The sequence below is a fragment of the Candidatus Diapherotrites archaeon genome (assembly GCA_040755695.1).
Lineage (GTDB): Archaea > Iainarchaeota > Iainarchaeia > Iainarchaeales > 1-14-0-10-31-34 > JBFMAK01.
Genome location: JBFMAK010000001.1, coordinates 234743 through 260865, shown reverse-complemented (window position 1 = coordinate 260865; position 26123 = coordinate 234743). Strand labels below are relative to the sequence as shown.

The window sequence follows — 26123 nt, the reverse complement described above, 5'->3', positions numbered from 1 at the left end:
CTTGAAAGAGCTCAAAAAAGTCAGACTATTTTTTTCACAATTAAAAGATAATAGAATACTCAGTGTTTATGTTTATGGAAGCATACTAAATAAAAATTTTTCAAAAAAAAGTGATTTAGATCTGTTTATAATTCTAAAAAATTCAAAAAAACCAATTCAAACAATAAAATCAATTATCAAAGTAATAAAAAATGTTAAGACAAAAAGAAAAATTTATTGGGATATTGTTTTTGAAGATGAATCAAAGATGCTTTATTTCAAAAAAAGCAATATCATTCAATATTACATTATAGCAAATGAAGGGCTGTGCATATATGGAAAAGACATACTAAAAAATGTTCATTTTGATCTTAATAGATACTATGAGTGTGTTGTATGGATAGCACAAAAAATACGTCATGAAATATTAAACAAAAAAACAGTTCGCTTTTGGGCATTAAAACTTAGAAGGGACGTAATGTACAGTATTTTATCATTGCAATATCTTGAAGGAAAGAAAAGAATTATGCAAAAATATTCAAAAAAACTGGAAAAAAAACACCCTTCTTTAAAGGGATTTCAAATACTGTTAAATAAAAAGCAAAGACTTGAAACACTTTGGTATTATATAGAATCTTTAAGGGTGATTCTCGAACAAAAAAAAGGAATAAAGTTTGTAGATTAAATGCTAATAGTGGATTTAATCACGTGCATTAAAATAACATTAAATAAAATTGTAAGGAATGGAAGTGATTTAAATTGTCTTTTAATATAAGGTCTGCAACGAAAAAGGATTTGCTTGCATGCGCAAAAATATTGCTTGAAGAGTTTCGTAAGCAGGGCGAAGAATGGACTTTGGATTCTTCAAAAGAACGATTAGCAGAACTAATGGAAAATAATCCTGATCTTTGCTTTTGCATTGAACTTGAAGGAAAAATAATTGGCTTTGTGTTTGCTGAAACATACAAATTCATTAAAGGAAACTATCTGTGGATTTCAGAGGTTGCAATTAACTCGCAGCACCAAGGAAAAGGCTACGGCCTAAAAACACTTCAATTCATGGAAAAGCTAGCAAAAGAAAAAAGATTCAAAGTTCTTACCTTAGTGGCAAACATAAACGAAAAAGCCTTCAAGATATATGAAAAATTTGGGTTCAAGAACACAAACTACTGCTTCATGGAAAAAGAATTATACTTTTGCAGGTTAAGCAAACATCAATGACCTGTTATGAAAAACAAAAAAACTCAAATATAAAACAAGAGGTTAAAAAGGATTAATCGACAAACTCATTTTTTCCCGTCATATTTTTATTCTCTTTTTTCTTAATGTTAAAGGTAAAACATGGTTTTCGAGGTCGGAATTTACCACTAATTATTAAAATATTTTATGAATTTCCATCTGTAAAAATCTGCTAGCTCAGAGTTCTTCGAAATAAATATTAGTATTACATAATTCTTGTTTGTTATTCTCTCAAATTGTTTTGCTAAATCAAATTCGTTGAATTCTTTGGTGTTGTCATAAACTTCATTAAGTTCTTTTCTTAAGCGTCTGTCATAAAACATTTGAGCAATGTAATCCCCATTAATAAAAATGTCTTCCTCCATGCTAAAGTCTATGCTCAGTTTTATTTTTTTGCCTAAGGTTTCATAATATTTAGCAAAATACTTATCAAGAAAGGTATTCCCATTTGTAACAGCATAATGCTTGGCATAAGAAAATATTTTTCTGAAGTTTTCATTCTCCCGCTCAGTCGCTCCTATTGGACATGCAACATGTTTCCAGATACATAAAGAAGGCTTTCTTTGAGGATTAAGAAAATCAAAATAGAAATTATTAACAATAAACCTGGCGGCATCCAAGAAATTATTAAATTTCAATTTAATTGGTTCGCCAGATTCTTTTGCAAGCGCCTTTCCTTTCTCTGAGTACATTTCTTCTAGTTGTTCGGAGAATTTTTTGGTTTTCTGAATCCAGTCTTTTGTTATCTTGTAGCCGTCAACGCCTCTCTCAACAATCTTTTCTTCTTCCATCTGCTTCAAGAGCTTGTGAACGGCCTGGTAAGTGATATTCAAAGAATAAAACTTCTCCAACTCAAAATGAATCTTTTTGGTGTTCAAAGGCCACTGCTGGCTTAGAAGAAGAATAATCTTTTCCTTTGTGCCAGACCCCTTCCCAAGAAAAGGGATTGAAAGAGAGCCCATAAAAAAATTATACATAAAAGGGTTTAAAAAGTTAAACTTAGTTAAATTTACTTGGAAAATATGAACTAACCAACAGAAAAATATTTTAATAAGTTTTGAATATTATCTCCTTGTATAGAACAAGTAAAGAGACAATGCATGAACAAAATAAATATTACTGATTTGAAAATAGGGTACGATATAGTAATTGTTGGAGCGGGCCCCGCAGGATGTGTTTTCGCAAAAACTATATCAAAAAATTTTAGTGTTTTAATGGTTGACTCAAGAACTATCCCAAGAGATAAACCCTGCGGCGGAATGCTCGTTTCTGCCTCAAAAGAATTTTTAAAATCATTCAGTATTTCAGAAGAATTTACAGTTAAACCGAAATATTTAAGTGTAACCTATTTAGACTGGGAAAAAAACACAAAAAAACACGAAGAAAAAAATTTTTTAAACGTGGACAGAAAAAAATTTGATTACTGGCTTTTTAGCAATATAAAAAAACCCAACATTAGTTTTTTGCAAAGTGCAAAACTTATTGAGTTTACATACACAAAAAACAACTTGATTTCCATAATATTGGAGTCAAATGGAACCATAAAATCTGTAATAGCAAAGTATGTTATAGGATGTGATGGAGCGATTTCCACTGTAAGGCAAAAATTATCCAAAAAAAACATTCCATATTATCTTGCTATGCAAGAAACAATTCAATCAAAAAAAATGCCTAAAAATGCTTTATTTATTTATGACAATTCAATAACAGATTTCTATTCATGGGTTATACCAAAAAATAACGAGTTATTGATAGGTTCAGCTCTTTTCCCGAGTGAAGCAAAAAATAAGTTTAACATTTTAAAAAACAAATTAAAAGAAAAATACGGGATTTATGGGAAAGGAAGCCTTAAATCTGCAATTATTTTGAGGCCTCGATCTATAAATGACATTTGTTTAGGTAAAAAAAATGTTTTTCTTGCAGGAGAAGCTGCTGGTTTGATTACTCCTACGAGTGGGGAAGGAATAAGTTTTGCTATGCGGTCGGGACAATTTGCAGCGGAAGCAATAAATAATTCAGAAGAAGATCCATTATCAGATTACCGAGAAAAATGTAAGGAATTAACAAAAGTGCTGGAAAGAAAATTCAAAAAACTAAAAAATTTTGGTATAATGAACTGGCTTAAAGCTTTTTTTAATCACTAATTATAAACATATTCTCATTACTGCTTATTGTATTAATTTTAAAGCAGGGACCTATTATCTTATGTTAGAAACTGTATTTGGGGTGATAGCTGGAGTACTTACTTCAGTTAGATTAATGCCTCAAGTGTACAGAAGTTTAACAATTAAAGAAACAAGAGATCTTTCATTTTCTTTTTTGGTAATTTTATTTTTTCAAGCAATATTTTTGATTTTATATAGAATAATAAGAAAGGATTTTTACATAATTTATATGAACATAGCCCCCCTAATCTGTTCCGTAATTCTTTTATACTTAAAAATGAAATATAAATAAAGCAACTTAATATATTCTTTTATGTGGATTAATTAATAGGTGATTTGATGGAAACCCTTGTAAAAAAATATGAAGAAACTATTAATCATAACTTGAAGGATATTAAAAGTATTTTAAAAAAAGATATTGGAATAAAAGGGGGAAAAATTAATAAAGAAGTAGAAAAAATAATGAGAATTGCCCACCAAAATCTTGCTTCCAAATGGATGACTGGCAAGAAATATATGAGAACTTTTTATGTAAAAAAGGCTTTCCCTCAATACCCCGAAGATAGCCTAAATCTTTCTATATCTCTTGATGTCACTATTAATATTCTGGATGATATTTTGGATGAAAATTTAAGTAAAGAAATTAAAGCATTATATTTGGTCGAATTAATACGAACGCTATCTGTTTATAATAAACAAAAATCTAGTAATAAATTGAAAAGAAATATTTCAAATTATTTTAACAAGATAATCAGCATAGCAGTCCTTGAAGGCGTCTACCATCAAATGATCAAAGCAGAAGTAAACGAGGAAAAAATAGTTAACTATTGCATGCAAATATACGATTGCAGAAGTTTAGATATGGATATATATGCGCAAATTCCTTTTATAGTTTTAAAAGAAAATAAAAAAAATATCAATAAAATAGTAAAAATAGCAAGAATATTTAGAGCAGTAAACCTCATAAAAAAAGATATTGATGACCTTGAACATGATAAGCAAAATGGTATTGAAACAGCAATAATATTATTAATTGAAAAGGGAAATGCCCATAATTATTTAAATAAAATTATTGATCTTTACGTAGAAAAATCAAAAAAGATTAATGAACAAAAGAATATTGAAGCAATAAATAATTTCAAGAAAATGATTGAAGAAGAACATTCAAAAGTTTCATCTTTGCTAAAAAGCATTAGAGGCTAAATAGAGTCTATTTTATTAATAATTGAATCTAAAAGCTGGACCTCATTTGCTTCATTATAATTATTAAAAATCTCTTTCTGCAAAGGATAATATTTATCCAAATCATATCTTTTAACAGCAGTATCCCATAAACCCCTGTCTTTTAATTCTTTTTCTGTTCCAGTCAAAAAATCACATTCAGCATCTCCTTTATGCATACACTTGGTTTCAACATTTTGGCAAACACTGTTATGAACTAAACATCCCCCTCCTGCCATCGCCCCCGATACAAAATAATCAATAGGCACATCTATTTTTTCGTTTTTAAAGTATTTTAAAATAGGATTAGTTTTAATCACAAAATGAGTGTACCTCCCTGGAAAATAATCGTGTGTTTTATACAAACCTAACCCCATCGCTTCCCCTAAATCCATTCCAAGAGAATACACATGATCTGGGGTGTCAAGCTTAAATCTTTCTTTAACTGTTCTTACAAGAACATAACCCCAATACCATGAGATAAAATAAAATTTTGACATATTATTTTCTTTTTTATAATATTTTGTGAGTTCTGCTATAAAAAAAGAAGGTAATAATGTAAGATTAATATCTTTTAGGCTTATAACTCCATCTTCAAAGCGAAGTTGTTTTGTCATTAGCAATTTTGCTAATAAACCCATTACCACTCAAAAATCACCCTTATTTCATAACAGTTGTTTCTTCACCAATTTCAATTCCGTGCTGGGTTATTAATAAGTTATATAATGCGTGGCTGTGAGAAGTGTATCTCATTTTTCTTATTTGAATGTTGCCGAAAGCTTCCCCCCCAATATTGGTATGATACAGGACTATTATCCCATCCGTAATAAATTCACTTATTTTGTCAGCGCTTAAATCATTTGTGCCTTCAGGCAATTCAGAAGTGAGGAGGACAGTGCTGTCGAACTCTTTTAATTCTGATATTAGTGCCACAAGAATTTTTTTTGTCATGATGTTTTCTGTTACTGCTGTGGGAATGATTTCTGACTGGATTTGAGCGAAAGTCCAGGACTTCTTGGAGTAGTCTGTTACTGCGGTGTAGTCTGCAAGCGTGCTCAGTGAGTCAATGATGAGTCTTTTAGGCCTGAAGAGTTTTATTGCTTCCCTAAGCCTTTCAAGGAAATGATTTTCCTTCACTATATCAATGAATACAATCTTCAGCAGGCCTTTTTCTTCTAATTCCATTAAATTCCAGCCGTACTGTTCTGCCTGCTTTCTAAGGTCTTGCTCTCTTTGTTCTGTTGAAACGTAAAGTCCTTTCTCCCCGAACTTTTTTGCTCCGTTATAGAGAAACTGCATGCATAAAGTGCTTTTTCCTGTTCCTGCTCCCCCTGAAATAAGCACGAGGTTTCGTGCAGGAATGCCCCCATTTAATGCCTTATCTAAGCCATCAATTCCAGTCTTAACCCTTTCAATCAATTAATTCACCTTCAAACTCAATTCAGTTATTTATTAATGCTGTTTTAATTTAAAAACTTTTGTTTTAAACTATATAAGCTGTAATAAAGCGGGGGAAATCAATTGAAGGAGAGTATTGAGGAATACTTGAAGGAGAATACTGGAAAGATTAATAAGGAGATTGAGAGGTTTTTTCCCAGAAAAATTACTGGAAAATGGATTAAGATGGCAGCAGGAAAGCCCTCTTTTTCCTATGACACGGAAACATTAACAAGGGCTTTAAGCGAGCCAATATGGGATTTTCTGGACAGGGGAGGAAAGAGATGGAGGCCCTCCTTAATGTTAATGGTGTACGAGGCATTGAGCGGCAAAAGCGCAGAAAAGATAATGCCTTTTGTGTTGTTGCCTGAATTCGCCCATAATGGAAGCATTATGGTTGACGACATCGAAGATGACTCAGAATTAAGGAGAGGAAAGCCGTGCACGCACAAGATTTTCGGAATAGACATTGCAATTAATGCTGGAAACACCTTGTATTTTCTCCCATTAATTCTGCTTTACAAGAATTTAATGAAATTGAGTTACGAGAAAAGAACTAAAATTTATGACTTGTACGCAATTGAATTGCTGAAATTGTCTTTTGGTCAGGCAACAGACATTTACTGGCATCAAGGAAAAAAAGAGGGCATTAGTGAAGGGCAGTACTTGCAGATGTGCGCTTTCAAGACTGGAACGCTTGCAAGGCTTTCGGCAAAGCTTGGGGCAATACTTGCAGATGCAGGAAAAGAGCAGACTGAAAAGATTGGAAGGTTCGGGGAATCAATTGGAGTAGTATTCCAGATACAAGATGACGTTCTTAATTTGACTGGAGAAGAATTCCAGAAAGGGAAGGGAATAGGGGAAGACATCCACGAGGGAAAGAGGACTTTAATGGTGTTGTATACTTTAAGCAAAGCGAATGAGAAAGAAAGAAAAAGATTGGTGGAAATCCTGAATTCTCATCCCTCAGACAAAAAAACAATAATTGAAGCAATAGAATTAATGGAGAAGTATAAGGCAATAGATTACGCGAGAAAGAAGGCAGAGGAATTAGTGCAGAAAAGCTGGGCTGAAATAAAAGGAATCCTGCCTGAAGGCAAAGCAAAAGAAAGGCTCAGAGAGTTCGCTGAATTCGCAATAAAGAGAAAGGTTTGATTGTAAGTATGGTTGGGTCAATATGAAAAAAAATATTGTTATTGCAAAGAAAAGTGCTGACGTGCGGGACAAGACAGGTAGCTTCCTGCCCGAAAATTTTGATAAAATTTTGGAAAAAATAAGGAAATATAATCCTGCAAAGATTAAGCATTAATCATAATTAAACTCAAAAAAATTTTAGGGTGATTTTTTCTCTTGAGTTTTCAAATCTTTTCTGAAAGTTTAGCACAGTAAATCCAATTATTTTCTTTGTTTTGGGGTCCTTCCTTATTATTAGGTCGTCTTCTGTTTCCTCGCATAATGCTTTCTTTGGCTTTCCTGAAGACAAATCCAGAACGTCTGTTTCTTTATTGTAGTAAAGTATTATTTTATCCATGTTATGCCCTAATAATTTTTTAATACATTTCATTTTTTAAATTATTTATCTGAAAAATTTTAGTGTGAAAATTGATGGCAAAAAAAAAAGATTTAGGGAAATTGCTGAACTTCTTTTACGAATTAGGGCAATTGAAGAGGGTTGCAAGGAGCGGCTGGTGGCTTGCAGGGGTAAAGAATCCTGAGAGCGTTGCAGAGCATGCCTGGAGGACTGCTGCAGTTTCTTATGTTTTGGGTTTAATGGAAAAGGCTGACGCACAAAAATGCGCTTTGATTTCATTGTTCCATGAAATGCCTGAATGCAGGGTCAATGATTCCCATAAATTAATGCAGAGATACGTTGACGCAAAGAAGTTTGAAGAGAAAGCATTGAAAGAACAGCTTGATTCTGTTCCAAGAGAAATTGGAATTGAATTAAAGAAAATCCTGGAAGGATACGGGAGAGAATTCAAAGAAATGCGTCAAAACAAAAAATGCCAAACTGTTTTTGGAATTGATTGACAAGTCGAGCACAGAAGAATGGTACGCGAAATTGAAGAACATTAAGAGATGAAAGCACTTATTTAAATTGTTTTCTTTGCAGAAAGTATTGAGTGAAATTGAATGAATTTGCCTAAGGAAATAAAGGTCTACTGCAGGAAGTGCAGGAAGCATACAGTGCACAAGCTGAAGGCATTCAAGACAGGCAAGGCCAGGTCGCTTGCTTTCGGGACAAGAAGGTTCAAGAAAAAGCACAAGCAAGGCTACGGCGGAAAAGCAAAGTTCCCTTTAATAGTGAAAAAGCAGAACAAGAAGGCAGCATTCATGGCAGAATGCCTGGTCTGCAAAAAAAAGATTCCTTTTGTCATTCCCAAGAGAATGAAAAAAGTGGAATTAACCTAAATCATTGCCTATATTCCCGTATGATGATAACTGGTTAAAATTAATGGGGCTTTTGGCAGTTTGCCAATACGACTTTTTATTGTATTAGTCAGGGGCCTGGATAATCTTTGATTGATATAAACCTTTCTAAAGTGATACAATAATAGTATCACTTTACGTTAAAAGTGTAACAATAATAGTTACACTTATATTTCAGGGTCTAATTGTTTTCTTGTGTTTTCTTTGCCGAAGTCAAAGGAGCTGTTCTTGTTCACGATGAACTCGCATTCACTGCTGTTCTGGGAAGCGCAGTGAAGTTCAAGGCAGTCCAATTCAGCATTGAAGGCATTGCTGTACGCTCCTGCCAGGATCCCGCGCAGTAGATGGCAGCAGGGCTCTGAAATTTTTCCTTTCAACTGCATTGCAACAGCGCTGTTTGAGACAATCAGGATGGCCCTAAGGTTTTTTTCGTCAACCTGAACATCTTTTATGAGACCAAAGCCTGAATTGGAGAGGAAGTCATGCATGAATAAGGCAATGTTTTTGCCTTCAAGCTTGGGCCTCAAATTGAATTCGTTTACCAAGGATTCTTTCACGATTTTCTTGGCAGAGTAATAAATCTTCTTGTTTAGGGCCTCGTTTTCTGTGGAGCTCAAGGCAGAGAGAATGCTGTTAGGGATTATGGTAAAAGGAATTTCCATGAGAGAAAAATTGTTGTTCACGAATTTTATTTCGCCTACAAAAATGAATTTATCGTAATAGGGGTTAAGCATTAAACATCACTTTCTCTCATTTAAGATGCTGTGAATTACCTTGTATTTTTCTACTACCAGAGGCCATACAATTAATGTGTGGCCAGAGCGCTTTGAAAGAATCAACTGCTTGTCAATCAATTTCTTGAGGTAGTAAGAGTATTTGCTTGAAGCCTTCTTTTTCTCGTGCCTGGAGGCAATGCTTTCATTGCAGTGGGCAGCCAGTTCAATTGCAGTAGTAGGCCAATTCTTCAGTATTAGGTCGTAAAGCATTAATTCCCTTTCTTTGAGGCCAAAGCAATTTTCTGTGATGCCAGAATTATTTTTCATGCAATAAAATGAACGCCTTTCAGGAATAAAAAGCTTTGCATTGTAATTCTGGCATGCCAGAAATGCATATTTTTTTATTTTAATTGAAGCCCTTTTATATAATGCCTTTTGAGCTTTTACCCAAAACCATTTCTGCTGACCTGCACACTCACCTACTTGAAAAAAAAGTCAATCCAATTAAATGGTGGTACAAGGTAATAGAATTAGGCCTGAATGCCGTTGCAATTACTGAACATTCTGACATGAATCCAAAAAAAGCCTTTGATCTCCTAAATAAAATCAAGCCTGATAATATTCTTCTCATTCCAGGAATGGAGGTTAATACTACAGCAGGCCATGTGCTGCTTTACAGCGAGGACGAAAGAATTTATGATTTAAAGAGTTTGAATGCAAAGAAAGTTGATTTTGGAAATGTTTTGAACTTGGCGCAAGATAATTCTCTCACTATGAGCTTCTCGCATCCATTCGGCTTTGACTATGACAGCGCAGGCTATGTTATTGGAACAGGAAAATTAGTGAAGTTGCTGAGAAAAAATGATTTGGGAATAGAGTGCTACACTGGAATGATCGGAAACCTGAGCAATTTCCTGTATGAGTCTAATTGGGTGAAGAGGCCTGTAAGGTTTTTCTCTTATCTTGAAAAAAATGTCGTGGCAAAAAAGACAGGGCTTTCAAGGATTGCAAAAAAAGTGCATTCAAAGATTGAAAGGCAGACCTTTGATATTGTAATGAGGTGCTTTAAGGCAGTCGAATTAGGCTCCCAAGCAAAATTCATTACTGCAGGCTCTGATGCGCACAGCGCTGACAGGATTGGAACAGGAATGATGAAAATGAAAAGCATTGAAGCAGGATTGAGCAATGAACTCTTTTTGAGTGAACTCAAAAAAAAAGAAAACATTGTGTGGGCAGGACCCCTAATAATTGAAACAATGCCGGGAATATACAAAATTGTGGAGAGGTCAGTGAAAAGGAAGGAGGCATTGCAGGGGCTGAAGTACGTGGCAAAAAAGATTGCCAGGCCGAAATTAGGGATAAAGAGAAAGGTAAAATCAGGAATGAAAAGGCTTTTGAGGCAAAAGAAATGACTTCAAATTTTAGGAGAAATTTAAATGATTTACCTGGTGGACAAGGAAACAAGAATTGAATCAATTCCGGTTGAATGCACTTCAATTCATTTAGTGAGGCCAATAAAAGCAGCAAAGTTAAAGCAATTGATTGAAAGATGCGAGCTGAGGGAGATAAGCGCTTCCCCTTCAACCTTCAGGAGACTGAACATCAAGGCAATGCAATTAATTGAAGGCGCAGGAATTACAATCCTTCAAGAGAAAAGGAAGGGAAGACCCTTGGACATTGAATTGAACAAAATTTTAGAAATAAATGAGTTGAAGAACGATTACAAGAGCCTGAGGGAAATATCAAGGATTACAGGAATTCCTAAGAGCACAATCCATTACCTGGTGAAGTATGCAGCAAAAAACAAGGTGAAGAAAGGAAGGAATTCCATTCATGTCAAAAATTAAAGGTAAAAATTAAAGGAGGAAAACTAAAATGGCAAAAGAAAAAGGCATAAACAGCATTGCATTAATTACAGCAGTAATCATAGTGTACATTGTAGGCATAGGAACAGGATACTATCTCTTGCAGCAGCAGAAGCCAGTAACCTCGCTTGTCACTCTGCCTTCAAAAACTTATACTGCTACATCAAACATTGTTGCGGTCAAACAGCAAGGTCAGGCAGGAGTAATAAGCAAGGGAGTTGTAGAAATAAGGGACGGGCAAGGAAGGGTTCTCTTCAACACAAACCCGTTCGTTGAAACTGACACCCAGCAGTCAATTGAAACAGCAGCAGGCGTGGCAGAAACAATTACAGGAAAAAGCCTTAAAGACAAGGACATAATTTACTCAGTTGAAGACGCAAACACACAGCTTATCGGAGGCCCAAGCGCCGGAGCAGCATTCACTGTAGCAACAATTGCAGCAATGCAGGAAAAAAAGGTGAGGGCAGACATTGTAATGACAGGAACAATCAATGCAGATGGTTCAATAGGCCAGATTGGCGGGGTAATAGAAAAGGCTGCAGCAGCAGAGGAAAACCACATGGCATTATTCCTTGTTCCAAAAGGACAAAGCACTCTTTCATATTATGAACAGCAAGTTAAAGAAGAAAGAAGGGGGAGCTTCATTATCAGGAGAATTAATTACATTCCAAAGACCTTGAACCTGAACGATTACGCAAAAGAGCAGGGCTGGAAAGTAGAAATCAAGGAAGTCAAGGACATCAAGGAAGCACTGCAGTATGCTCTCGCATAAAGAGAAGAATTATTTTTTGACTTTGAACATTCTTCCGTGGCCTGGAATAATGTAATCAGCTACAGCAAGGACTTTCCTCCTGCTTTCCTTTAATTCTTTTTTATTGCTTGCGTAAGGGTCGTCAGCAGGAAAATTCTCTTTCCAGAAAACATCCCCTACAATTGCAATAATGCCTTTGTCAGTTTTTACCAGAAGGCTTATGCAATCATAATTGTGCCCTGGGGTTTTGATAATTTTTATGTCTTTTGTAAATTGCTCTTTCCAGTCCTCAACTGTATTTTTGTCCCATAAACCGTAATACTCCAATGTTTTTGCTTTCGGGAACATGCCTATATTCCTGTAATGGTCAATGTGAGAATGGGTTATGCAAACAATGTTCACGTCATTAATGCTTAGCCCTTCTTCTCTTAATTTTCCGGCAAGCATGCTTTGGTCTTCAAGTATGCCTGGGTCTACAACCATTATGATATTCCTGTCTTTAACCAGGGTAATTGTCGGGCATGTTTTTTCTTCGCCGGATTCTTTTGCATCAGCAGTTGTGTATCCCTCAATTAAAACCTTTACTTCAGCCATGTCAAGAACCTCTTGACATATTTCAATCCACTGATTTTAATCAGTGGAATTGAAACCATGCAAAAGGAATGTGTGCAAAAAGTTTATTAAAAACTATTTAATTACTTCTACATAACTGTGGTTTGATTGTTTAATTGCTAGGTGAGGGGATAGACTTATTAATTCCGAAAGCCATTATTTTTTGTTTGAGTGGAATTGCTATGCGCTCGCTTTTTGAGGAAAAGTACTTGGAGCTCAAGAGAAGGGGCGACCAGGAGAAGATTAACTGGATTGAAAACATTGAGAAGCACATAAGGCCCAGCCATATTGACAGGATTCTGATTGAAGACAAGAAGGTAATGCAGGAGCTTGTTCTCCCGAAATGGGTTTCCTGGGAGCTTCTTTACAGCTGGGCTTCAGAAGTAAAAAAGAAAGGGGAGAAGATTATTGACTTGTGTGTCCTGTGCGGGAAGAGAGACAACCTTGGAGTGTACTTCAATGAGAAGTTTATTTGCGAGCAGTGCTTTATTGGTTTAAAGAATTACAAGTAGGCAGGAAAAATGAAGCAGACTGACGTTGACGAGAAATTAAGGAAGAAGCTTCTTAAAGAGGAATTTGCTTTAAGGAAGAAGCAGCCGCCAGGCTGGGCCAAAGCAAAGTACAGGAAGTTTGTAAGGCTTCCAAAGGATTTAACAGAAAAAAAGAAAGACAAAGAGTGAATTATTCTTCTTTTTCTTCAACCAGTTTCTTGAGTTCTTTGAAGGCCTTCTTCTTCATTTCCTCGTATTCTTCTGCCTGCGACCTTTTTTCGGCAGGCTTTGATTTTGGCTTAATGATTTCGTAATCAGGTGCTTCGGCCTTCTTTTTGGGCTTTTCTTCTTCTGGAACTTCTTCCTTTAATTCTTCCCCTAATTCTATTTTTTCTTCTTTTAATTCGGGCTTTTCTTCTTTTTCTTCTTCTAATGGCCCTTCAATGCTGCTTTTTATTGCATCTAATTTTTTTTCAGTGCTTTCCTCTGCCTTTTTCTCTTTGAATTCTTTTGGGCTTGAGAGAATGAATTCGTCTAGGCTCATTTTTCCTTCTTCTTCGCCTGTTGACTTGCTTGACTCAATGAATTCTTCTGCACTCAATTCCTGGGGCCTGAATTCAATTGTTTCAGGCTCTTTTTGCTGTTGCACTGAAGCTTCTTTTGTGCCTCTTGCGCTGAATGTCTTGAATGCCATTGCCGCAGCAATTACGAATACTATTGCTGCAAAGATGTAATTGTATGGCTCAATTTTTCCCAGGAAGGCTATTTCTGCCACTCCTAAAATCAATACGATTACTGTAAGGCCTGCCCCAATCAAGGCAAAACCGCTTGAGTTCATGCTTTTAATATAAGGTGCTCAGGCTTAATAAATTTTTCTGCTTTAAGGGGGTTTTTCCAGCAAAAGAATTTAAAGGCGAATGAATATTATTTAATTGAATTGAATGTTTTTTTGGAGTTGATTGAATGGGAGAAAAAGGAGTTAAATGGAAATTCACATTAATTGCCTTGGTCTTGGGCTTCATTGCAGGCTATGCCTCTTCAATCTATCTTGCCTTCTCAGGCCATGCCTTTGTTCCAATGCCTCTCGCAAAAGACTGCTTTAAATATAATGGCTCCCTGCCTGACGCTTACTGTGATTCAAGCGGAAGCCTTCACATTTACGTTAAAGGAAGCTCCGAATTAAAGGACGGATGGTACGTTGAAGAGAATGCATCCGACTGCAAGCCATGCTCTTTTGTCTCAAAAGTCAGGATAGAGTGAAAGCTTTAAATACAAGTTCAAAGTTCTATTATAATTATTAAAATTTTAATTGACAAAAAAAAGGAGGAGAAATAATGGCAGAAGCAAAAATCTACAGGATGGCTTCAATTTTTATAGCAGCTCTGGTAATCACTTTGATAGTGGAACTTGTCTTGCTTGGAACAATCTCAGCTAACACTGGTAGCGCTATTCAAATACAGCAGAGTCAAGTGCAGAAATCTATTCAATGTGAGGCCGTTTGCGACAATTATATTTCCGATGGCTCACAGTGCAGTTGGATTGAATGCCACCAGAGATGCATGATTGACAATATGACAACATGCAAGCCTTGAATGAATCTTTTCTTTTTTAATTCATTTTCTTTTTTTTAATTTGCTTTAATTATCTGATTAAGTGTATTCTTTTGTTTCTGCATTCAAGCTTTTAAGCTTAAGGAATTCTTTTAGCAAGGCAAGGCATTCAGAGAACACTTTCTCTATGCTCTCGCCTTTGCCGTTGAAGCCTGCTGCCCCTGAATGACCCCCTGAATTGCCTTCAAATTTTTTGTCCAGTTTTGAAAGAATGTCTTTGGCTAAATCAATTCTTGTTTTTAGGATAAAGAAATTATTCGCGCGAGCACTCAATCTTATGAGGCCTTTTTCTGCTTTGCCTGCAAAGGCAAGGTCTGCGCCCAATCTTGTCAGTATTGAGGCAGCGTCTGCTTCAAATGCCCCTATCTCTGCTGTAACAATAATGAATTCTCCAGTCCTGTAAATTCTGGCTCTTTTTGCTGCCTTCAGCTTTGCTATCTTCTGGCTTGGCTCAGGCTTTGACTCAAACAATTCTGTTATTTCTGAAAAGCTTTTCTTTGACTGCTTCATTAATTCAGCCATTGAAGAAAAAGTGTCAGAGTCAGCCACATGGAAGCCTGCTGAGTCGGTAATAATGCCTGCTGCGAGCAGCGAGGCAGTCTTAGGGTTCAGCTTGATTTTGCTTTCTTTCAGTAGATAAAAAACAATCTCTGTTGAACTCACTTTTTTTGGGTCGATTATTGAATGGAAGTTTTTTGTTTTTGGAAGATGAGAAGTTTTTGTGTGATGGTCTATGAGGAGGATTGGGCCCTTGAAGGAAAGCACTTTTTTTTTCATTGAGCCCAGCATTTCAATGGAATTCAAGTCTACTATGATGAGGGCTTTGAATTCGCTGAGGGAATTAGCATTTATGGTGTAAGGGGTTTGGGTTTTCCCTGCAAGGATTTTTGCATTCAATGAAATGTGGTCTGGAATAATTATTTTTGTTTTGAATTCTGGTTTGAGCGCGAAATAGAGTGAGGAAGCTGAAGCGAGGGCGTCAACGTCTGCCCCGCTGTGCGTGAGGAGGGCAATTTTTTTTCCTTTGATTGAGTGCAGGAATGAATTGAATGAAGGGTGTGAATGCAATTGCAATCACTTTGCTTCTTCTTTTTCTTCTTCTGGTGCCTTTTCGCCTTTTGATTCAATCTTGTGCTTTAGCTTGTTCAGTTTCTCTATTGTAAGGTCTTCCTGTTTCTGTAAGGTTTTTATTCTCAGGTCTGCTGATTCCTTTTGGTCTTTCAATTCCTTTTTCACTGCATCTGTTGGAACTAGCACGAGGATATTGCCTACTGCCTTGTATACTTTTTTTTCTTTTGTTTTCTCTAATTCGTTCAATGCCTCGTTCAGTGAATTGCTCTGGAACTGCATCTGCTGTTTCTGCGCTGTAATGTTGAGCAACTGGCTCCTGCTTTTATCGAATTCCATTACGTCCTGCTGTATGTCTTCGTTCATTTTTTTGCCTCCTTTTTTTTGCATTTTCAAATTTTATTTGGTTTGCAATTCAATTAATTTATGGGATAAAATTATTGCTTTCAAGGCTGAATTCATTGAAGCTTTTAATGCAGTTAAGTCCAATGCCTTAATATTCAATTGCAGAACATTTTTTTTTCTTAACGCTCTGGAGGAAGCCCTGTTTGATGGTTCTCTCTTAAACTCCGGCTTAAAGGAATTAATTATAACTTCAGCGTTTTCTGCTGAAGGAAACAATACCTTCAGGCTGAATTCATATTTGGGCTTCATTGAAGACAATCTCTTTTATTTTTATTTTCGGGCCAATGCTCTTGCCTTCTTTCAGGAAATCCATTACACTGTTTTTTTCTGAAAGGGTGAAGTGAGAGCTCTTGCCTGAGTGGATGCCTAATTCTTCAACCAGTTTCTTGAGTTGAGGGGATTCAACTGAAATATTCAATAATTCAATTTTTGACTTGAATTTGCTTGATTCCTTCCGCAGTTTCTGGAGTGAAATTTTTAGTGTGGCAAAATAACCCCACTGCTTTTCATGGATTTTGATTATTCTTATCTCGCTTGGGTTGCCGTATTCTTCTACTACAATCAGCAGGAACTGTTTTCCCTCCTGCAAGGCTGATTGCCCTAATTGCTCTATTGACCGTTTTCCCCTGGAAACATATCTTGCGCTAGGAATTGAGTTGTTGAGTTCTTTTGCAAGAGAAATAGTGCGCCTTGAAGCCTTTCTGGAAGTAGTAGCGATCAATGAAAGTCACTTACTCTTTTTTTTAGATTGCCTCAATTTTTTTTAGCACAGGCTGCCTTTGCTTTAATACTATCTTGCTTGCGCAGGAAGGGCATCTTACAATGGCGCCTGACGCTAAATCGAAGAATTCATTGCATTTAGGGCACCTGTATCTTCCTTCTTCTTTTTTCATTTTTTATCACTTTTTTCTTTTTTTAGCTGGAAGAGAGACTTGGCTTTCCCTATTATGCCTTTTCCCTCTTTCTTTCTTTCCTCTTTTTTCTCTTTCTTTTCGGGTTTTCTTTCTTCTTTCTCTTTCCTGAATTTTTCTTTTTGCTTTTCTTCTCTCGGCTTTTCCTTTTCCCTTTTTTCTTCAGGCAGTTCTCTTTCTTCTTTTTCTCCAGATATTTCTTCTATTAATTCTGGGGTGACGCCCCCTTTTTCTTCAAGTTCTTTGGCTTCCATTAATACTTCAAGGTTTGGCAGGAAGCTTTTCTGTGTGACCATCTTTTTTATTATGCCGCCTGTCATTGTTTCAGGAAGGTATGCCCCGCCCGCAAATTCTGTTTCGCATTTAGTGCAGTAATACACTCCAGTGCCTTTTCTTTTCACTCTAGTGAAACCGCACTTAGGGCATAAATGCTTTTTCCTCTGCTCTGATTCAATTTTTATTATCCTTTTCCTTATGCCTACACCGTATCTTGCCCCAAAGCGCCCTGTTGTTTTTACTTTTTCTGTTTTGCCCATTTTAAAGAACCGCCTGAAAAATTCTTTTCATATAAGTTTCCTTAATTCTTTTGTTTTGCTTATTGCTGTTTCAATTGAATTGCTTATGTCCTGTGCTGTCAGTGATCCACTGCCTCCTTTCTGTAATGCTGAAATTTGGTCGTCCTCTGTTGTTGCAATTGAAAGCCTTGCGCTCATTGCTTTTTCCTCTGCAAGTGTTGGGTCTAACACCATTGTTGTTCCAATTTTTGCGAAAGTGCTTAGCAATGGCTTCCTTAAAAGCTTTAATTTTCCTTCGTACTCTCCTTTTATTATTTTTCCGTCTTCCTGTTTTGGTATTTTTGCATCTAAGAGGCTTGCAAGCGCCCCAATAGAGCATGCATCAAAGAGGTTGCCATCATAATTTATTGCGTACAAGTCAACGAACACCATGAAAACATGTTCTCCTTCTTTTATGCACAATTTCTTGAAGTCTATTGCCTTGCTTTCCCTTATGCCCCTGTCAACCACTCTTGCTAATTCAATTGATTCTTCGTCAGGAGGTCCTGACTCAAAGGTGGGTGAAGCCAGTGGAAGGAGCTCTGCTCCAACCAAGATTGTTCCTTCGTCTTGCATGTCAGGATATGGCTCTCCTATATCAAATTTTACTCCTACAATTACGTCTGTTTCCCCGAGGAGCACCCTTGCTGAGCCTTCTGCGTTCTGGAATGGATTTCTTTGAATTGAAACCTTCCTGTAATCGTTTAATGGCCTTCCGTCAATTCTTTTTCCTTCTTTTATTAAGTTCAATATCTTGTCTGAGTGGAGTTCCCACATAATGTTACTCATTTTGTTCACCTTTCACAATGTTTTCTTCCAATGAATATTTTTTCTTTAGTGCTTCTATTTGTTTTTGGTAGACTTGCATGCAGCCCTGAATTCCTAATTCAAAGGCTTTGTCGAATTCCTCTTTTTTCATTAAGCCGTCCATTTGAAGCAGTACAATTTCCTTTGTGTTTGGCAGAATGCCTAAAGGCATGTCTACTGCATCTGGTGCATCCTCTTCATCCTTGTTTAAGTCCAATACAATCGTTCCGTCAATTCTTCCAACTGCTACAGATGAGATGAGGTCTCTCATTGGAATGCCTGCGTCTGTCAATGCAACTGAAGCCGCAGTTAGTGATGCCACCCTGCTGCCTGCATTTGAGTCTAATACTTCAACCCATATATCTATTGCGGTATTAGGGTACTGTTCCAGGAAGATTGCTTTTTCGAGTGCTTCACCGCACACCTTGCTTATTTCTATGTCTCTTCTTCCTGGCTTAGGGCTCTTTCTTTCAGGCACGGAGAATGTTGCCATCCTGTAGTCAAACCTGACTATTGCCTTGTAAGGGTTTGCTGTGTGTTTAGGTATTGCTTCCCTTGGCCCGTGCACTGAGGCAAGAATCTTGTTTTGCCCCCATTCAATGTAGGCTGAACCGTTCGCCCTGGGGAGAACACCTGCCATTATTTTTATTTCTCTTAATTGGTCTATTGTCCTTCCGTCAAGCCTTAATCCTTTCTTGTTAACGTAAATTTTTTTTTCTTCTTTTTCTTTCTTTTTTTCTTTTTCTTCTTTTGCCGTCATTTTTTTCCACCTTTAGAATTAAACATTAATTTATTTTGCGTTGTTATTCACGCTGTTGTTCATTAGTACATTCCTTTGCTGTGCAAGGAATTCTGTTATCTTGTTTGTGAGGTTTGACTGGTGGGCTTCCCTTGCTATCTTTTCTATTGCCTGTGCAAGCAATTCAATGTTCCCTCCCTTAGCCCAAATCCTTCCGTTTCTTCCAACTACAAAGTTTGAGTTTGTGCCTTTCTTGAGGACCTCCATCATTGAGCCGTTCTTTCCTATTACCCTGGGCACTTTCACTGGTGAGAGGGAAATGATTTCGCCTCCGTAGAATACCCTTACATCGTCCAAGTCTGCCTCGTTTACTTCGTTCACTCTAACAATTTTTGCTGAAATTATTGAGCCAGGCCTTAATGGCTCATTCACTTTCTCTTTTGAGAGGAATGAATTGTAAAAGGAATTTATGTCTGTCATGAACCCAGAGAATGTCTCTGAGACAATTACCCCGATTATTATGTCGTTTAATTTGGGCTTGTAGGTTCCTTCAAGTGGTACAACTGACGCAATCTTCGGGTCTTCTTCCACTAACCCTAACACATCAGAATAAATTTTTCCGTCTCTTACGAAGACATGGTCTCCAAGCCTTTTCCTTTCCTCTGTAACCAGTTCTCCGGGTATTACAATTTTTTTGGTCATAATTTAATTCTCCTGTTTTTTAATTTTAGTTTTTTTGAAGTCATCTTTCCAGAATTTTTGATTCTATTTGACCGTGCGTCAGATGATTTAATTCATTGAATAATTCTGCTTTCATTCCTGCCGGCACTTCTACTACTACTGCAAGCGAGCCGTCCTTGAGCCATTCCTCCTGCTTTACCTCGTATTTGTGTAATACAAAATTTGCTTTTCCTGCGTACTGCGCGGGAATTTTTACTGCAATCTTGAGTTTCTCGAATGAAATCGGTATGAGCTTCCTGATTTCTTTTATTATTTCCGGAACCTGCTCTGAAACGCTCTTCATGGGGTCTACTGTAATGCGGGCTTCCTGGAGTGCGTTCTCTATTCTCTGCGGCGGGTGAGGGGAACTTGTTTGAGGGTTCATTGCGTTTTTTGCTATGAAGTCTATTATTTCTTTTCTCCTCTGCTCTGTCATTTCCCTTTTCTGTTCTGTGGTCAATTGCACTCTGCCGTGCAGTATTATTTGTCTTGCTACCTCCTTTATTTCTGTTGTATGGAATACCTTGTTTATTGATTCAGGGCTGGCTTCCTGTCCTTTTGCTGAATCCTTGAATACTGAGTCAATTGCAAGCAATTCATCGAAGTTCACTTGATTTCCTTTCTTCAACTCCATTGCAAGGTTCGGGTCAACTAATACCTCGAATTTTTCTCCTGAATGCTCGTATCTTGCTATTACTGCCTCGCTGACTTTCACCATAAAATTAAACCTTTTTTTATGAAGTGAACCAAAAAATTAAAGGATTTCAATTCAACTGAAGTGGATTGAAATGTTTCAAGCTTTGCTTGAAATGAAATAAACAAAATTTTTTATTTGAACTTTGAAATTCAATTGATTACTGCTGTTTTGCTTTTGACATTATTGACTTTAATTCGCTTTTGCCTATTTTTGTAATCTTTTTTGCTTCTTCAATGAAGGCAAAGTCCAGCCTGTTGTAGTCCAGTTTTTCTGTCTCTGCAAGGCTTTTCTTTATTGCATTTATAAGCAAGTTCACTCCTTCCTCGAACTTGATGTTTGAAGTGTAATCCTTCTCCAGCACCTTCATTGCCTCTTTTTTCCCTTTCCCTATTGCTATAGCGCTGTATTCAGCCAAGGCCCCTGAAGGCTCTGTCTCGAACAATTTTTTTGTTCCGTCAGAGTCTATGCCTCCAATTATCAGGCTTACCCCGAAAGGCCTCATGCCGCCGTACTGGGTGAAGATCTGCATTACCCCTGAAATCCTTTTTACTAGAGTTTCAACGTCCAGTAATTCCTCGTAGTAATAATAATTTTCCTGGCATTCCTGCCTTGCAACCTGCACAAGCCTTCTTGCATCTCCAACAAGGCCTGAACTTATTGCCCCTATCTTGTCGTCAATTATAAATAATTTCTCTATTGAGTCTGGCAGTATTAGCGGGGAGGTTACCTTTTTGTCTGCCCCCAAGAGTATGCCTTTATCGTAAATCAGGCCTAACCCTAAAGTTCCTTGCTCCACAATCTTTGAAGCATATTCAACTTGGTAAAGCCTTCCGTCAGGCGAGAACATTGTGGCAACTCTGTCGTATGCTGCTGTTTGAGCCCTAGAAACAGGATACAATCCATAACCCCTCTTTTCTTTTTCCTTTTCTCCTATCTTATTATTTTTTCCATAAATAGTTTTTAAAGCTTTACTTAAGGTTCAGGCAATCAATTCCTTTGCCTTCCTTGCAGTACCTGTAACGCGCACTATTCTTGGAATCAACTTGATTTCATTCGCTTTGTTGCTCAAAAACATGATTCCTGCCTTTGCTTCTTCAAGGAAGGAATGCCTGCACCTCAGAATGCCCTTCCCATTCTCTTCATTGAATTTAATCAAGGACAAATTCATTTTAGAAAAGCCTATCTCCCCATACAATTGCAGGAATAATTTATTCAAGGAAAAATTCAGCTCTTTCCCGCTCAACTTTTTGTCTGAAATCAATTCAAATACTATGTAGCGCTTCCTGTCCCTCAGGGAAAGAGGGATTGCATTCAATGATTTTTTTAAAGGCTTCATTTTTTCACCTGATCAATTATTCAAATTTTTTTTCATGCTGTTTACTTTTTATAAACATATTGTTCGCGTTGCGTGAACAGTTCCAAAGCACTCCTTTCAGCAAGCCTTTCAGCCTGCTCTCTAGTGAAACCCAGTAATACAAGTACTGAGGTTAAGTCTTTAATGCTTCTCATCTGCCCAAGGCCTTTTGCCCCGCTGAACATCATGCATTCCAACTTGAATTTTCTTATGAGCCTTGAGGTAAAAGAATAATTCCTGAAGAGGGCCCTTCTTCTTACTCCTTCCATTTCAAGGAATTGGCTGAAGGCAAAAGCAATTGGAATTCCATTGTCTGCTGCTGTCTGCGCTATTGCTGTATCAAAGCTTAATTGGCCTTCATTGCATGGCTGAAGCAGGAAATCAATTCCCTTGGTGCTCACAGCAAACTTGTTCAAGGTAACATTCCCTCCAAGCACTGCAACCAGTGCTTTGCCCTTGAATTTGTTGAGTTCTTTTGGTTCAGGGGCGGTAATTAAATGGCACAGTTTAAATTTAAAGTTTATTCCTTTAATTTTTTCTTTTAATTCATTCAATTCTTTTTCTGAATGAAAGTTTTTTGCAAGGATTACTGTATTGTTGCCCAGCCTGCTTTCAGTTTCTGCTATTGCCTTCAAATCAGAAATTCTCTCGCTAAAAAAAACCAGGTCGAACATAAAAACATTTTATTGAAGGATTATTTTTTAATTACTCTATAATTTTCAGCTGCTTCATGCAATTGCCCTAAACTCAAAAATTCTTCGTTGCATTTAATGCATTTAAAGTATTTATAGTTAATTTTTTCAGGGGTAACTGCCGTTTCTTCGGTTAGGCTGCCGCCGCAAAAACATTTTTTCATATATAATAAAATTAAAGGAATATATCAAAAAATTATGCTTGCCTGTCGTGTGCCCTTCTGCTTGGCCTGACCTTTTCTGCGCCGAAGCCTTTCTTTTTGAGGCCCCTGCTTTTCTTTGCTGCTGAGGTCAGGCCTCTCTCTGCCCTTCCCCTCTGGTTTTTATTGCAGATCCAGTTTATTTCCTTGTCTGCTTTAATTGAAGGATTATGGGGGTCAACAAGGATTATTTCATAATACTTGTTTTTTCCGTCCTCTCCAATCCAGTAAGAATTTAATACCTCCAAGTTAGGATACTTTCTTGAAGCCCTGATTTCAGCTATTGCCTGAACAGACTTCCTTCTGGTTAACTTGTTTACCCCCATCCTTTTCGGCCTTCTAGCCCTCGAAGGCCTCCTGTGGACTCCAGAGCCTTTCCTTACTCTAACTCTCACTACAACAAAGCCTGGCTTTGCTTTATAGCCTAAAGTGTGCGCTCTAGGAATATTAGTGGGCTTCCCTATTCTTTTTACTGCCAGAGGCTCTTTCCTGTACTCTATCAGTCTTTCCCTCTGGATTTTCTTGTAGTCATAAAAGGAGTCCTTCTCCCCTTTAAATTCCTTCTGGAATGTTTGCTTTACTGCTTGCGTGAAACTCATTTTTTCACTCTAAAAAAACTGAAAAAATAGGTTTTATAATACCTAATTTATTACTAAATCTTTAAAGGGAAAGAAATTTAAAAGGTAATGGAATTGAAGGAATCAAGGCAAAGGAAATGCGACAGGTGCAGCAGGCCTCACAAGATCTTTCTTGCTTATGGGCCTCATTACTTCTGCGAGAAGCATTTCCTTGAATTCTTTGAGAGGAGGGTAAAGAAAACAGTAAGGAAGTTCCGTTTAATCAAGCCTGGAGAGAGAATTGCTGTGGGAGTTTCAGGAGGCAAGGACTCTCTTACAACGCTTTTTCTCTTGAATGAATTCTTCTCCAAGAGCAATGAATTAACCGCTTTAATGTTGGATGAGGGAATTAAGGGCTACAGGGATAAAGCCCTGAAGACTGCTGTAATGCAGTGCAGGCAATGGAAGGTTCCCTATAAAATAGTGAAATTCAAGGAAAGGTTCGGCATAACAATGCAGGAGATAATGAATAAAATTGAAGGAAAAGAAGAATTGGGTTCAAGCTGTTCCTTCTGTGGCCCCATGAGAAGGCATCTTCTCAATGCCGTGAGCATGGAATTAAAGGCGGACAAGATTGCCACAGGCCATAATTTGGATGACGAAGTTCAAAGTATTGCAATGAATTTTTTTGATAACGACCTGCTTAGGATGGCAAGGCTTGGCCCTATTGCAGGAGTAAAGGCCTTTCACCAATTTGTTCCGAGAATTAAGCCTTTGTATGAGTGCCCTGAAAGCGAAATAATTGCTTACGCGAACTTCAAGGGAATAAAGTATTACGGAGAAGAATGCTGCCCTTTCTCCTGGCAGGCCAAAAGAAATGAATTCAGGTCTATGATAAATCAGATGGAGTCAAAATTCCCCGGAACAAAGTATTCAATTTTAAGGTTTTTCATGCAATTAAAGCCTTTGATTGAAGGAAAATACAAAAAGGCAGAGCTCAAGGAATGCTCTTTCTGCGGTGCCCCCAGCTCTAAAGAACTCTGCGCTCTCTGCAGTAAATTAAAAAATTTAAGCAGACAAAAAATTGTTAGTGCAAGAAAGACTGAAGCAAAGAAAGAGGGAAGGCTTTCCTGCGCTCAAACAAAGAAATTGAAGTAAAAAAAAAAGGGCTTGTGGTCTATTGGCATGACGCCACCTTGACATGGTGGAAGCAGCCGGTCCGATTCCGGCCAAGCCCAATTTCAGAATTTTTTAATTAGCGTTTCCTTTTTCTTTTCACTTTTTTTATTGTTTCGCGCAGGGCTTTCTTGCCTAGTTTTCTGGCTTCGGCTTTTTTTGGGATTAATTTGCGGGCCATTTTTACTTCTGCTGACTTCTTCTTTTTTTCAATGAGCTTTTCTACTTGCAGGCCCATTTCTTTGGCGAAGTTTTTCTCGAATTCTGCCAGTTCCTTCATTTTCCTGTCTACTGCATTGATTTTTGAGTCAATCAATTTGGATTTCTTGTCTGTTTCCTCTTCTATTTCTTGTCTTGTCTGCTTTAATTCTGATACATTCTTGTCAATCATTTTAATGAATTGGTCCTTGAATAAATTGAGTTCCTCCATTTTCTGGGCGAACTCATTCAAGTTCAGTTTTTTTGTCAAGTCCTTGCCGAAAGCCTTCAGTTCGTCTTTTCTTTCCTCGAACAATTCATTGATCTTGTTTTCTGTTTCAGTTGAGGCCTCAACCATTTGGGCTGCAATAAGTTTCTTTAATTCACCTTTAATGTTCTCCAGTTCATTCTTTGATTGGGTTACCTGGTCTTGGAGGCTTTGCTTGAATGAGTCAAGCTTTTTGACTTCAGCCAGAAACCTTGTTACGTCTTCCTGCTGTGCAGGCCTTCCTTTTATGCCGGAGAACTCTTTTGTTATTTCCCCTTCTTTCCGCGAAATGAATTCCTTTATTTTGTCTTCAGCGTCAGCCACAAGGCCTTCGGTTATTTTTACTTCCAATTCTAATGCCTTATTTATTTTTTCCTCCATTTCATCTATTTTGCCTTCAATATTGCCACTGAAGCTCGCTGACTGCGCTTTCACTTTATCTATTTCTGCGCTGAACTGTTCCTGCATTTTCTTTCTTGTTTTTGTTATATCCTCAATCTTGGAATTCAATTCTTCTATTAGTCCTTGCGTTATCTGTTTTTTTGCTGACTCTTTCTGCATTAAATCAAGGTAGTTCTTGCTTGCCTTATCTAATTCCAGCATTTTTGCTTTCATCATCTTGTTGAATTCTTCTGTTTTCTGCGCTAGAGTGGAATTTATTTTTTCCAAAAGCAGGGAGTACTCTGAATCGAATAGCACTTTGTTCTTTTTTGCTTCTTTCTCGAACAGTTTCTGCAGCTTTGAGTCCATTACCTTATTTATGTTTTCTTCTATTCCTTCAATTTCTTCTAGTTTCTCGTTTATGGTTGTAAGTATTCCTTTCTCCCAGATGCCCCCTGGTTTTTCTCTGCCCGCAAATTTTTCTTTTGTTTTTCTTGGAGGGCCTGCTTTGACTTCTTCTTCCACTTCCTCTGGCTCTTCTTCTTCAGTCAATTCTTTTTCTGTTTGCTTTTCTTTTTGCGAGATTGCTTTTTCTGCCTGCTTGAGCACTTCCTGGGGGATCATTATTTCTTCTGCTTTTCCGCCCCTTCTTGTCGCCCTGAAATCCCTTCTCTCTTCTGCTGTCATTTCAGACAATTTTTTTGGCTGGACAGCCTGCTGTGCTTTGGTTTCACCTCTTGCCTCTCTTATCAGTTCTCTTGCATCTTCTGCGCTTAATCCTACGTCCTGCAGTTCAATTACTATTTCTTCGTCCGAGACATTTAACTGGAACAGCCTTCTAATGCTCTCAAGCAGAACCTCTTTTTTCTCCATGCAAAAA

Annotated in this window: 39 protein-coding genes and 1 pseudogene; 16 read left to right on the top strand and 24 right to left on the bottom strand. The window is 37.2% G+C overall.

The annotated features are described in order from the left end of the window. The first annotated feature begins 1 nt into the window (after position 1). Positions 2-664 carry a nucleotidyltransferase domain-containing protein gene (locus tag AB1467_01540; GenBank protein MEW6294961.1) on the top strand — a complete coding sequence of 221 codons (663 nt, stop codon included), beginning with the start codon at positions 2-4 and terminating at the stop codon, positions 662-664. Between the two features lie 74 nt (positions 665-738). After that, complete coding sequence (locus tag AB1467_01535) at positions 739-1200, top strand: GNAT family N-acetyltransferase (protein MEW6294960.1); 462 nt, start codon at positions 739-741, stop codon at positions 1198-1200. A 146-nt stretch (positions 1201-1346) separates the two neighbouring features. On the opposite strand, the gene AB1467_01530 is transcribed toward AB1467_01535, so the two are convergent. Next, complete coding sequence (locus AB1467_01530) at positions 1347-2180, bottom strand: hypothetical protein (GenBank protein ID MEW6294959.1); 834 nt, start codon at positions 2178-2180, stop codon at positions 1347-1349. A gap of 138 nt (positions 2181-2318) precedes the next feature. Between AB1467_01530 and AB1467_01525 the strand changes: the two genes are divergently transcribed. From AB1467_01525 to AB1467_01515, 3 genes are all read left to right on the top strand, one after another. Next, positions 2319-3362, top strand: a complete 1044-nt coding sequence (locus AB1467_01525) for a geranylgeranyl reductase family protein (GenBank protein ID MEW6294958.1) — start codon at positions 2319-2321, stop codon at positions 3360-3362. Positions 3363-3423: 61 nt separating this feature from the next. Further along, entirely contained in the window at positions 3424-3675 is a 252-nt protein-coding gene (locus AB1467_01520) for a SemiSWEET family transporter (protein MEW6294957.1), read from the top strand. A 47-nt stretch (positions 3676-3722) separates the two neighbouring features. Then, positions 3723-4586, top strand: coding sequence for a hypothetical protein (locus tag AB1467_01515; protein MEW6294956.1), 864 nt, complete (start codon positions 3723-3725; stop codon positions 4584-4586). On the opposite strand, the gene AB1467_01510 is transcribed toward AB1467_01515, so the two are convergent. Next, a complete protein-coding gene (locus tag AB1467_01510) occupies positions 4583-5251 on the bottom strand; it encodes a hypothetical protein (GenBank protein ID MEW6294955.1) in 669 nt (222 codons plus the stop codon). The two genes, AB1467_01515 and AB1467_01510, sit on opposite strands and share 4 nt — an antisense overlap. Positions 5252-5264: 13 nt before the next feature. Continuing rightward, entirely contained in the window at positions 5265-6023 is a 759-nt protein-coding gene (locus AB1467_01505) for an ATPase domain-containing protein (protein MEW6294954.1), read from the bottom strand. A gap of 102 nt (positions 6024-6125) precedes the next feature. Between AB1467_01505 and AB1467_01500 the strand changes: the two genes are divergently transcribed. After that, the gene (locus AB1467_01500) at positions 6126-7196 is read left to right on the top strand and encodes a polyprenyl synthetase family protein (GenBank protein MEW6294953.1); all 1071 of its coding nucleotides are present in this window, start codon (positions 6126-6128) and stop codon (positions 7194-7196) included. Positions 7197-7362: 166 nt separating this feature from the next. Here the strand turns inward: AB1467_01500 and AB1467_01495 are convergent, their stop codons facing one another. Then, positions 7363-7605: a hypothetical protein gene (locus AB1467_01495; GenBank protein MEW6294952.1), complete on the bottom strand. Its 243-nt coding sequence runs from the start codon at positions 7603-7605 to the stop codon at positions 7363-7365. Between the two features lie 41 nt (positions 7606-7646). On the opposite strand from AB1467_01495, the gene AB1467_01490 reads away from it, so the two are divergent. Both AB1467_01490 and AB1467_01485 read left to right on the top strand, forming a co-directional pair. Further along, a complete protein-coding gene (locus AB1467_01490) occupies positions 7647-8072 on the top strand; it encodes an HD domain-containing protein (GenBank protein ID MEW6294951.1) in 426 nt (141 codons plus the stop codon). A gap of 102 nt (positions 8073-8174) precedes the next feature. Further along, positions 8175-8453 carry a 50S ribosomal protein L44e gene (locus AB1467_01485; GenBank protein ID MEW6294950.1) on the top strand — a complete coding sequence of 93 codons (279 nt, stop codon included), beginning with the start codon at positions 8175-8177 and terminating at the stop codon, positions 8451-8453. A 185-nt stretch (positions 8454-8638) separates the two neighbouring features. On the opposite strand, the gene AB1467_01480 is transcribed toward AB1467_01485, so the two are convergent. Together AB1467_01480 and AB1467_01475 are read right to left on the bottom strand one after the other, a co-directional pair. Beyond that, entirely contained in the window at positions 8639-9205 is a 567-nt protein-coding gene (locus tag AB1467_01480) for a 4-vinyl reductase (protein MEW6294949.1), read from the bottom strand. Between the two features lie 6 nt (positions 9206-9211). Continuing rightward, positions 9212-9514 carry a hypothetical protein gene (locus AB1467_01475; protein ID MEW6294948.1) on the bottom strand — a complete coding sequence of 101 codons (303 nt, stop codon included), beginning with the start codon at positions 9512-9514 and terminating at the stop codon, positions 9212-9214. Between the two features lie 101 nt (positions 9515-9615). On the opposite strand from AB1467_01475, the gene AB1467_01470 reads away from it, so the two are divergent. Genes AB1467_01470 through AB1467_01460 form a run of 3 tightly spaced genes read left to right on the top strand, consistent with a single transcriptional unit; the run spans position 9616 to position 11824 of the window. Beyond that, positions 9616-10599, top strand: a complete 984-nt coding sequence (locus AB1467_01470; protein ID MEW6294947.1) for a hypothetical protein — start codon at positions 9616-9618, stop codon at positions 10597-10599. Positions 10600-10623: 24 nt separating this feature from the next. Then, positions 10624-11034 carry a hypothetical protein gene (locus AB1467_01465; GenBank protein MEW6294946.1) on the top strand — a complete coding sequence of 137 codons (411 nt, stop codon included), beginning with the start codon at positions 10624-10626 and terminating at the stop codon, positions 11032-11034. A gap of 28 nt (positions 11035-11062) precedes the next feature. After that, positions 11063-11824: a S16 family serine protease gene (locus tag AB1467_01460; protein MEW6294945.1), complete on the top strand. Its 762-nt coding sequence runs from the start codon at positions 11063-11065 to the stop codon at positions 11822-11824. Positions 11825-11833: 9 nt separating this feature from the next. Here the strand turns inward: AB1467_01460 and AB1467_01455 are convergent, their stop codons facing one another. Next, positions 11834-12397 (bottom strand): MBL fold metallo-hydrolase, encoded by a 564-nt coding sequence (locus tag AB1467_01455; GenBank protein ID MEW6294944.1) that lies wholly within the window; start codon positions 12395-12397, stop codon positions 11834-11836. A 200-nt stretch (positions 12398-12597) separates the two neighbouring features. On the opposite strand from AB1467_01455, the gene AB1467_01450 reads away from it, so the two are divergent. Then, entirely contained in the window at positions 12598-12927 is a 330-nt protein-coding gene (locus tag AB1467_01450) for a hypothetical protein (protein ID MEW6294943.1), read from the top strand. A gap of 9 nt (positions 12928-12936) precedes the next feature. Then, positions 12937-13095: a hypothetical protein gene (locus AB1467_01445; GenBank protein MEW6294942.1), complete on the top strand. Its 159-nt coding sequence runs from the start codon at positions 12937-12939 to the stop codon at positions 13093-13095. A 1-nt stretch (position 13096) separates the two neighbouring features. Here AB1467_01445 and AB1467_01440 read toward each other — a convergent pair whose 3' ends face one another. Next, positions 13097-13744, bottom strand: a complete 648-nt coding sequence (locus AB1467_01440) for a hypothetical protein (protein MEW6294941.1) — start codon at positions 13742-13744, stop codon at positions 13097-13099. A 125-nt stretch (positions 13745-13869) separates the two neighbouring features. Here AB1467_01440 and AB1467_01435 point away from each other — a divergent pair, with 125 nt between their 5' ends. Together AB1467_01435 and AB1467_01430 are read left to right on the top strand one after the other, a co-directional pair. Further along, positions 13870-14166 (top strand): hypothetical protein, encoded by a 297-nt coding sequence (locus AB1467_01435; protein ID MEW6294940.1) that lies wholly within the window; start codon positions 13870-13872, stop codon positions 14164-14166. A gap of 74 nt (positions 14167-14240) precedes the next feature. Further along, positions 14241-14498, top strand: a complete 258-nt coding sequence (locus AB1467_01430) for a hypothetical protein (protein MEW6294939.1) — start codon at positions 14241-14243, stop codon at positions 14496-14498. A 57-nt stretch (positions 14499-14555) separates the two neighbouring features. On the opposite strand, the gene AB1467_01425 is transcribed toward AB1467_01430, so the two are convergent. The 15 genes and pseudogenes from AB1467_01425 to AB1467_01355 all read right to left on the bottom strand — a co-directional run bounded on the left by AB1467_01425 (position 14556) and on the right by AB1467_01355 (position 23262). Next, positions 14556-15590: a DHH family phosphoesterase gene (locus tag AB1467_01425; GenBank protein ID MEW6294938.1), complete on the bottom strand. Its 1035-nt coding sequence runs from the start codon at positions 15588-15590 to the stop codon at positions 14556-14558. Then, on the bottom strand, positions 15591-15974 hold the full coding sequence (locus AB1467_01420) for a prefoldin subunit beta (protein MEW6294937.1): 384 nt from the start codon (positions 15972-15974) through the stop codon (positions 15591-15593). A 9-nt stretch (positions 15975-15983) separates the two neighbouring features. Then, positions 15984-16238, bottom strand: coding sequence for a KEOPS complex subunit Pcc1 (locus AB1467_01415; protein ID MEW6294936.1), 255 nt, complete (start codon positions 16236-16238; stop codon positions 15984-15986). Continuing rightward, positions 16222-16710 (bottom strand): hypothetical protein, encoded by a 489-nt coding sequence (locus tag AB1467_01410; protein MEW6294935.1) that lies wholly within the window; start codon positions 16708-16710, stop codon positions 16222-16224. Before AB1467_01410 ends, AB1467_01415 begins: the two co-directional genes overlap by 17 nt. A gap of 22 nt (positions 16711-16732) precedes the next feature. Next, positions 16733-16882, bottom strand: a complete 150-nt coding sequence (locus tag AB1467_01405; GenBank protein ID MEW6294934.1) for a DNA-directed RNA polymerase subunit P — start codon at positions 16880-16882, stop codon at positions 16733-16735. A 311-nt stretch (positions 16883-17193) separates the two neighbouring features. Continuing rightward, a pseudogene (locus AB1467_01400) lies at positions 17194-17436 on the bottom strand (50S ribosomal protein L37ae). Between the two features lie 27 nt (positions 17437-17463). Continuing rightward, complete coding sequence (rrp42, locus tag AB1467_01395) at positions 17464-18243, bottom strand: exosome complex protein Rrp42 (protein ID MEW6294933.1); 780 nt, start codon at positions 18241-18243, stop codon at positions 17464-17466. Then, entirely contained in the window at positions 18236-19021 is a 786-nt protein-coding gene (gene rrp41 / locus AB1467_01390) for an exosome complex exonuclease Rrp41 (protein ID MEW6294932.1), read from the bottom strand. The genes rrp42 and rrp41 overlap by 8 nt, the downstream gene beginning before the upstream one ends. A gap of 30 nt (positions 19022-19051) precedes the next feature. Next, positions 19052-19702, bottom strand: coding sequence for an exosome complex protein Rrp4 (locus tag AB1467_01385; protein MEW6294931.1), 651 nt, complete (start codon positions 19700-19702; stop codon positions 19052-19054). A 40-nt stretch (positions 19703-19742) separates the two neighbouring features. Beyond that, positions 19743-20438 carry a ribosome assembly factor SBDS gene (locus tag AB1467_01380; GenBank protein ID MEW6294930.1) on the bottom strand — a complete coding sequence of 232 codons (696 nt, stop codon included), beginning with the start codon at positions 20436-20438 and terminating at the stop codon, positions 19743-19745. 136 nt (positions 20439-20574) lie between these two features. Continuing rightward, a complete protein-coding gene (locus AB1467_01375) occupies positions 20575-21315 on the bottom strand; it encodes an archaeal proteasome endopeptidase complex subunit alpha (GenBank protein MEW6294929.1) in 741 nt (246 codons plus the stop codon). A gap of 81 nt (positions 21316-21396) precedes the next feature. Beyond that, positions 21397-21753: an Rpp14/Pop5 family protein gene (locus AB1467_01370; GenBank protein MEW6294928.1), complete on the bottom strand. Its 357-nt coding sequence runs from the start codon at positions 21751-21753 to the stop codon at positions 21397-21399. 41 nt (positions 21754-21794) lie between these two features. Continuing rightward, positions 21795-22445, bottom strand: coding sequence for an RNase P subunit p30 family protein (locus tag AB1467_01365; protein ID MEW6294927.1), 651 nt, complete (start codon positions 22443-22445; stop codon positions 21795-21797). A gap of 20 nt (positions 22446-22465) precedes the next feature. Further along, a complete protein-coding gene (locus AB1467_01360; GenBank protein MEW6294926.1) occupies positions 22466-22627 on the bottom strand; it encodes a hypothetical protein in 162 nt (53 codons plus the stop codon). Positions 22628-22659: 32 nt separating this feature from the next. Further along, positions 22660-23262, bottom strand: a complete 603-nt coding sequence (locus AB1467_01355) for a 50S ribosomal protein L15e (protein ID MEW6294925.1) — start codon at positions 23260-23262, stop codon at positions 22660-22662. Positions 23263-23349: 87 nt separating this feature from the next. Between AB1467_01355 and AB1467_01350 the strand changes: the two genes are divergently transcribed. Then, on the top strand, positions 23350-24378 hold the full coding sequence (locus AB1467_01350; GenBank protein MEW6294924.1) for a TIGR00269 family protein: 1029 nt from the start codon (positions 23350-23352) through the stop codon (positions 24376-24378). A 97-nt stretch (positions 24379-24475) separates the two neighbouring features. Here AB1467_01350 and AB1467_01345 read toward each other — a convergent pair whose 3' ends face one another. After that, the gene (locus AB1467_01345) at positions 24476-26116 is read right to left on the bottom strand and encodes a hypothetical protein (protein ID MEW6294923.1); all 1641 of its coding nucleotides are present in this window, start codon (positions 26114-26116) and stop codon (positions 24476-24478) included. Positions 26117-26123 lie beyond the last annotated feature (7 nt).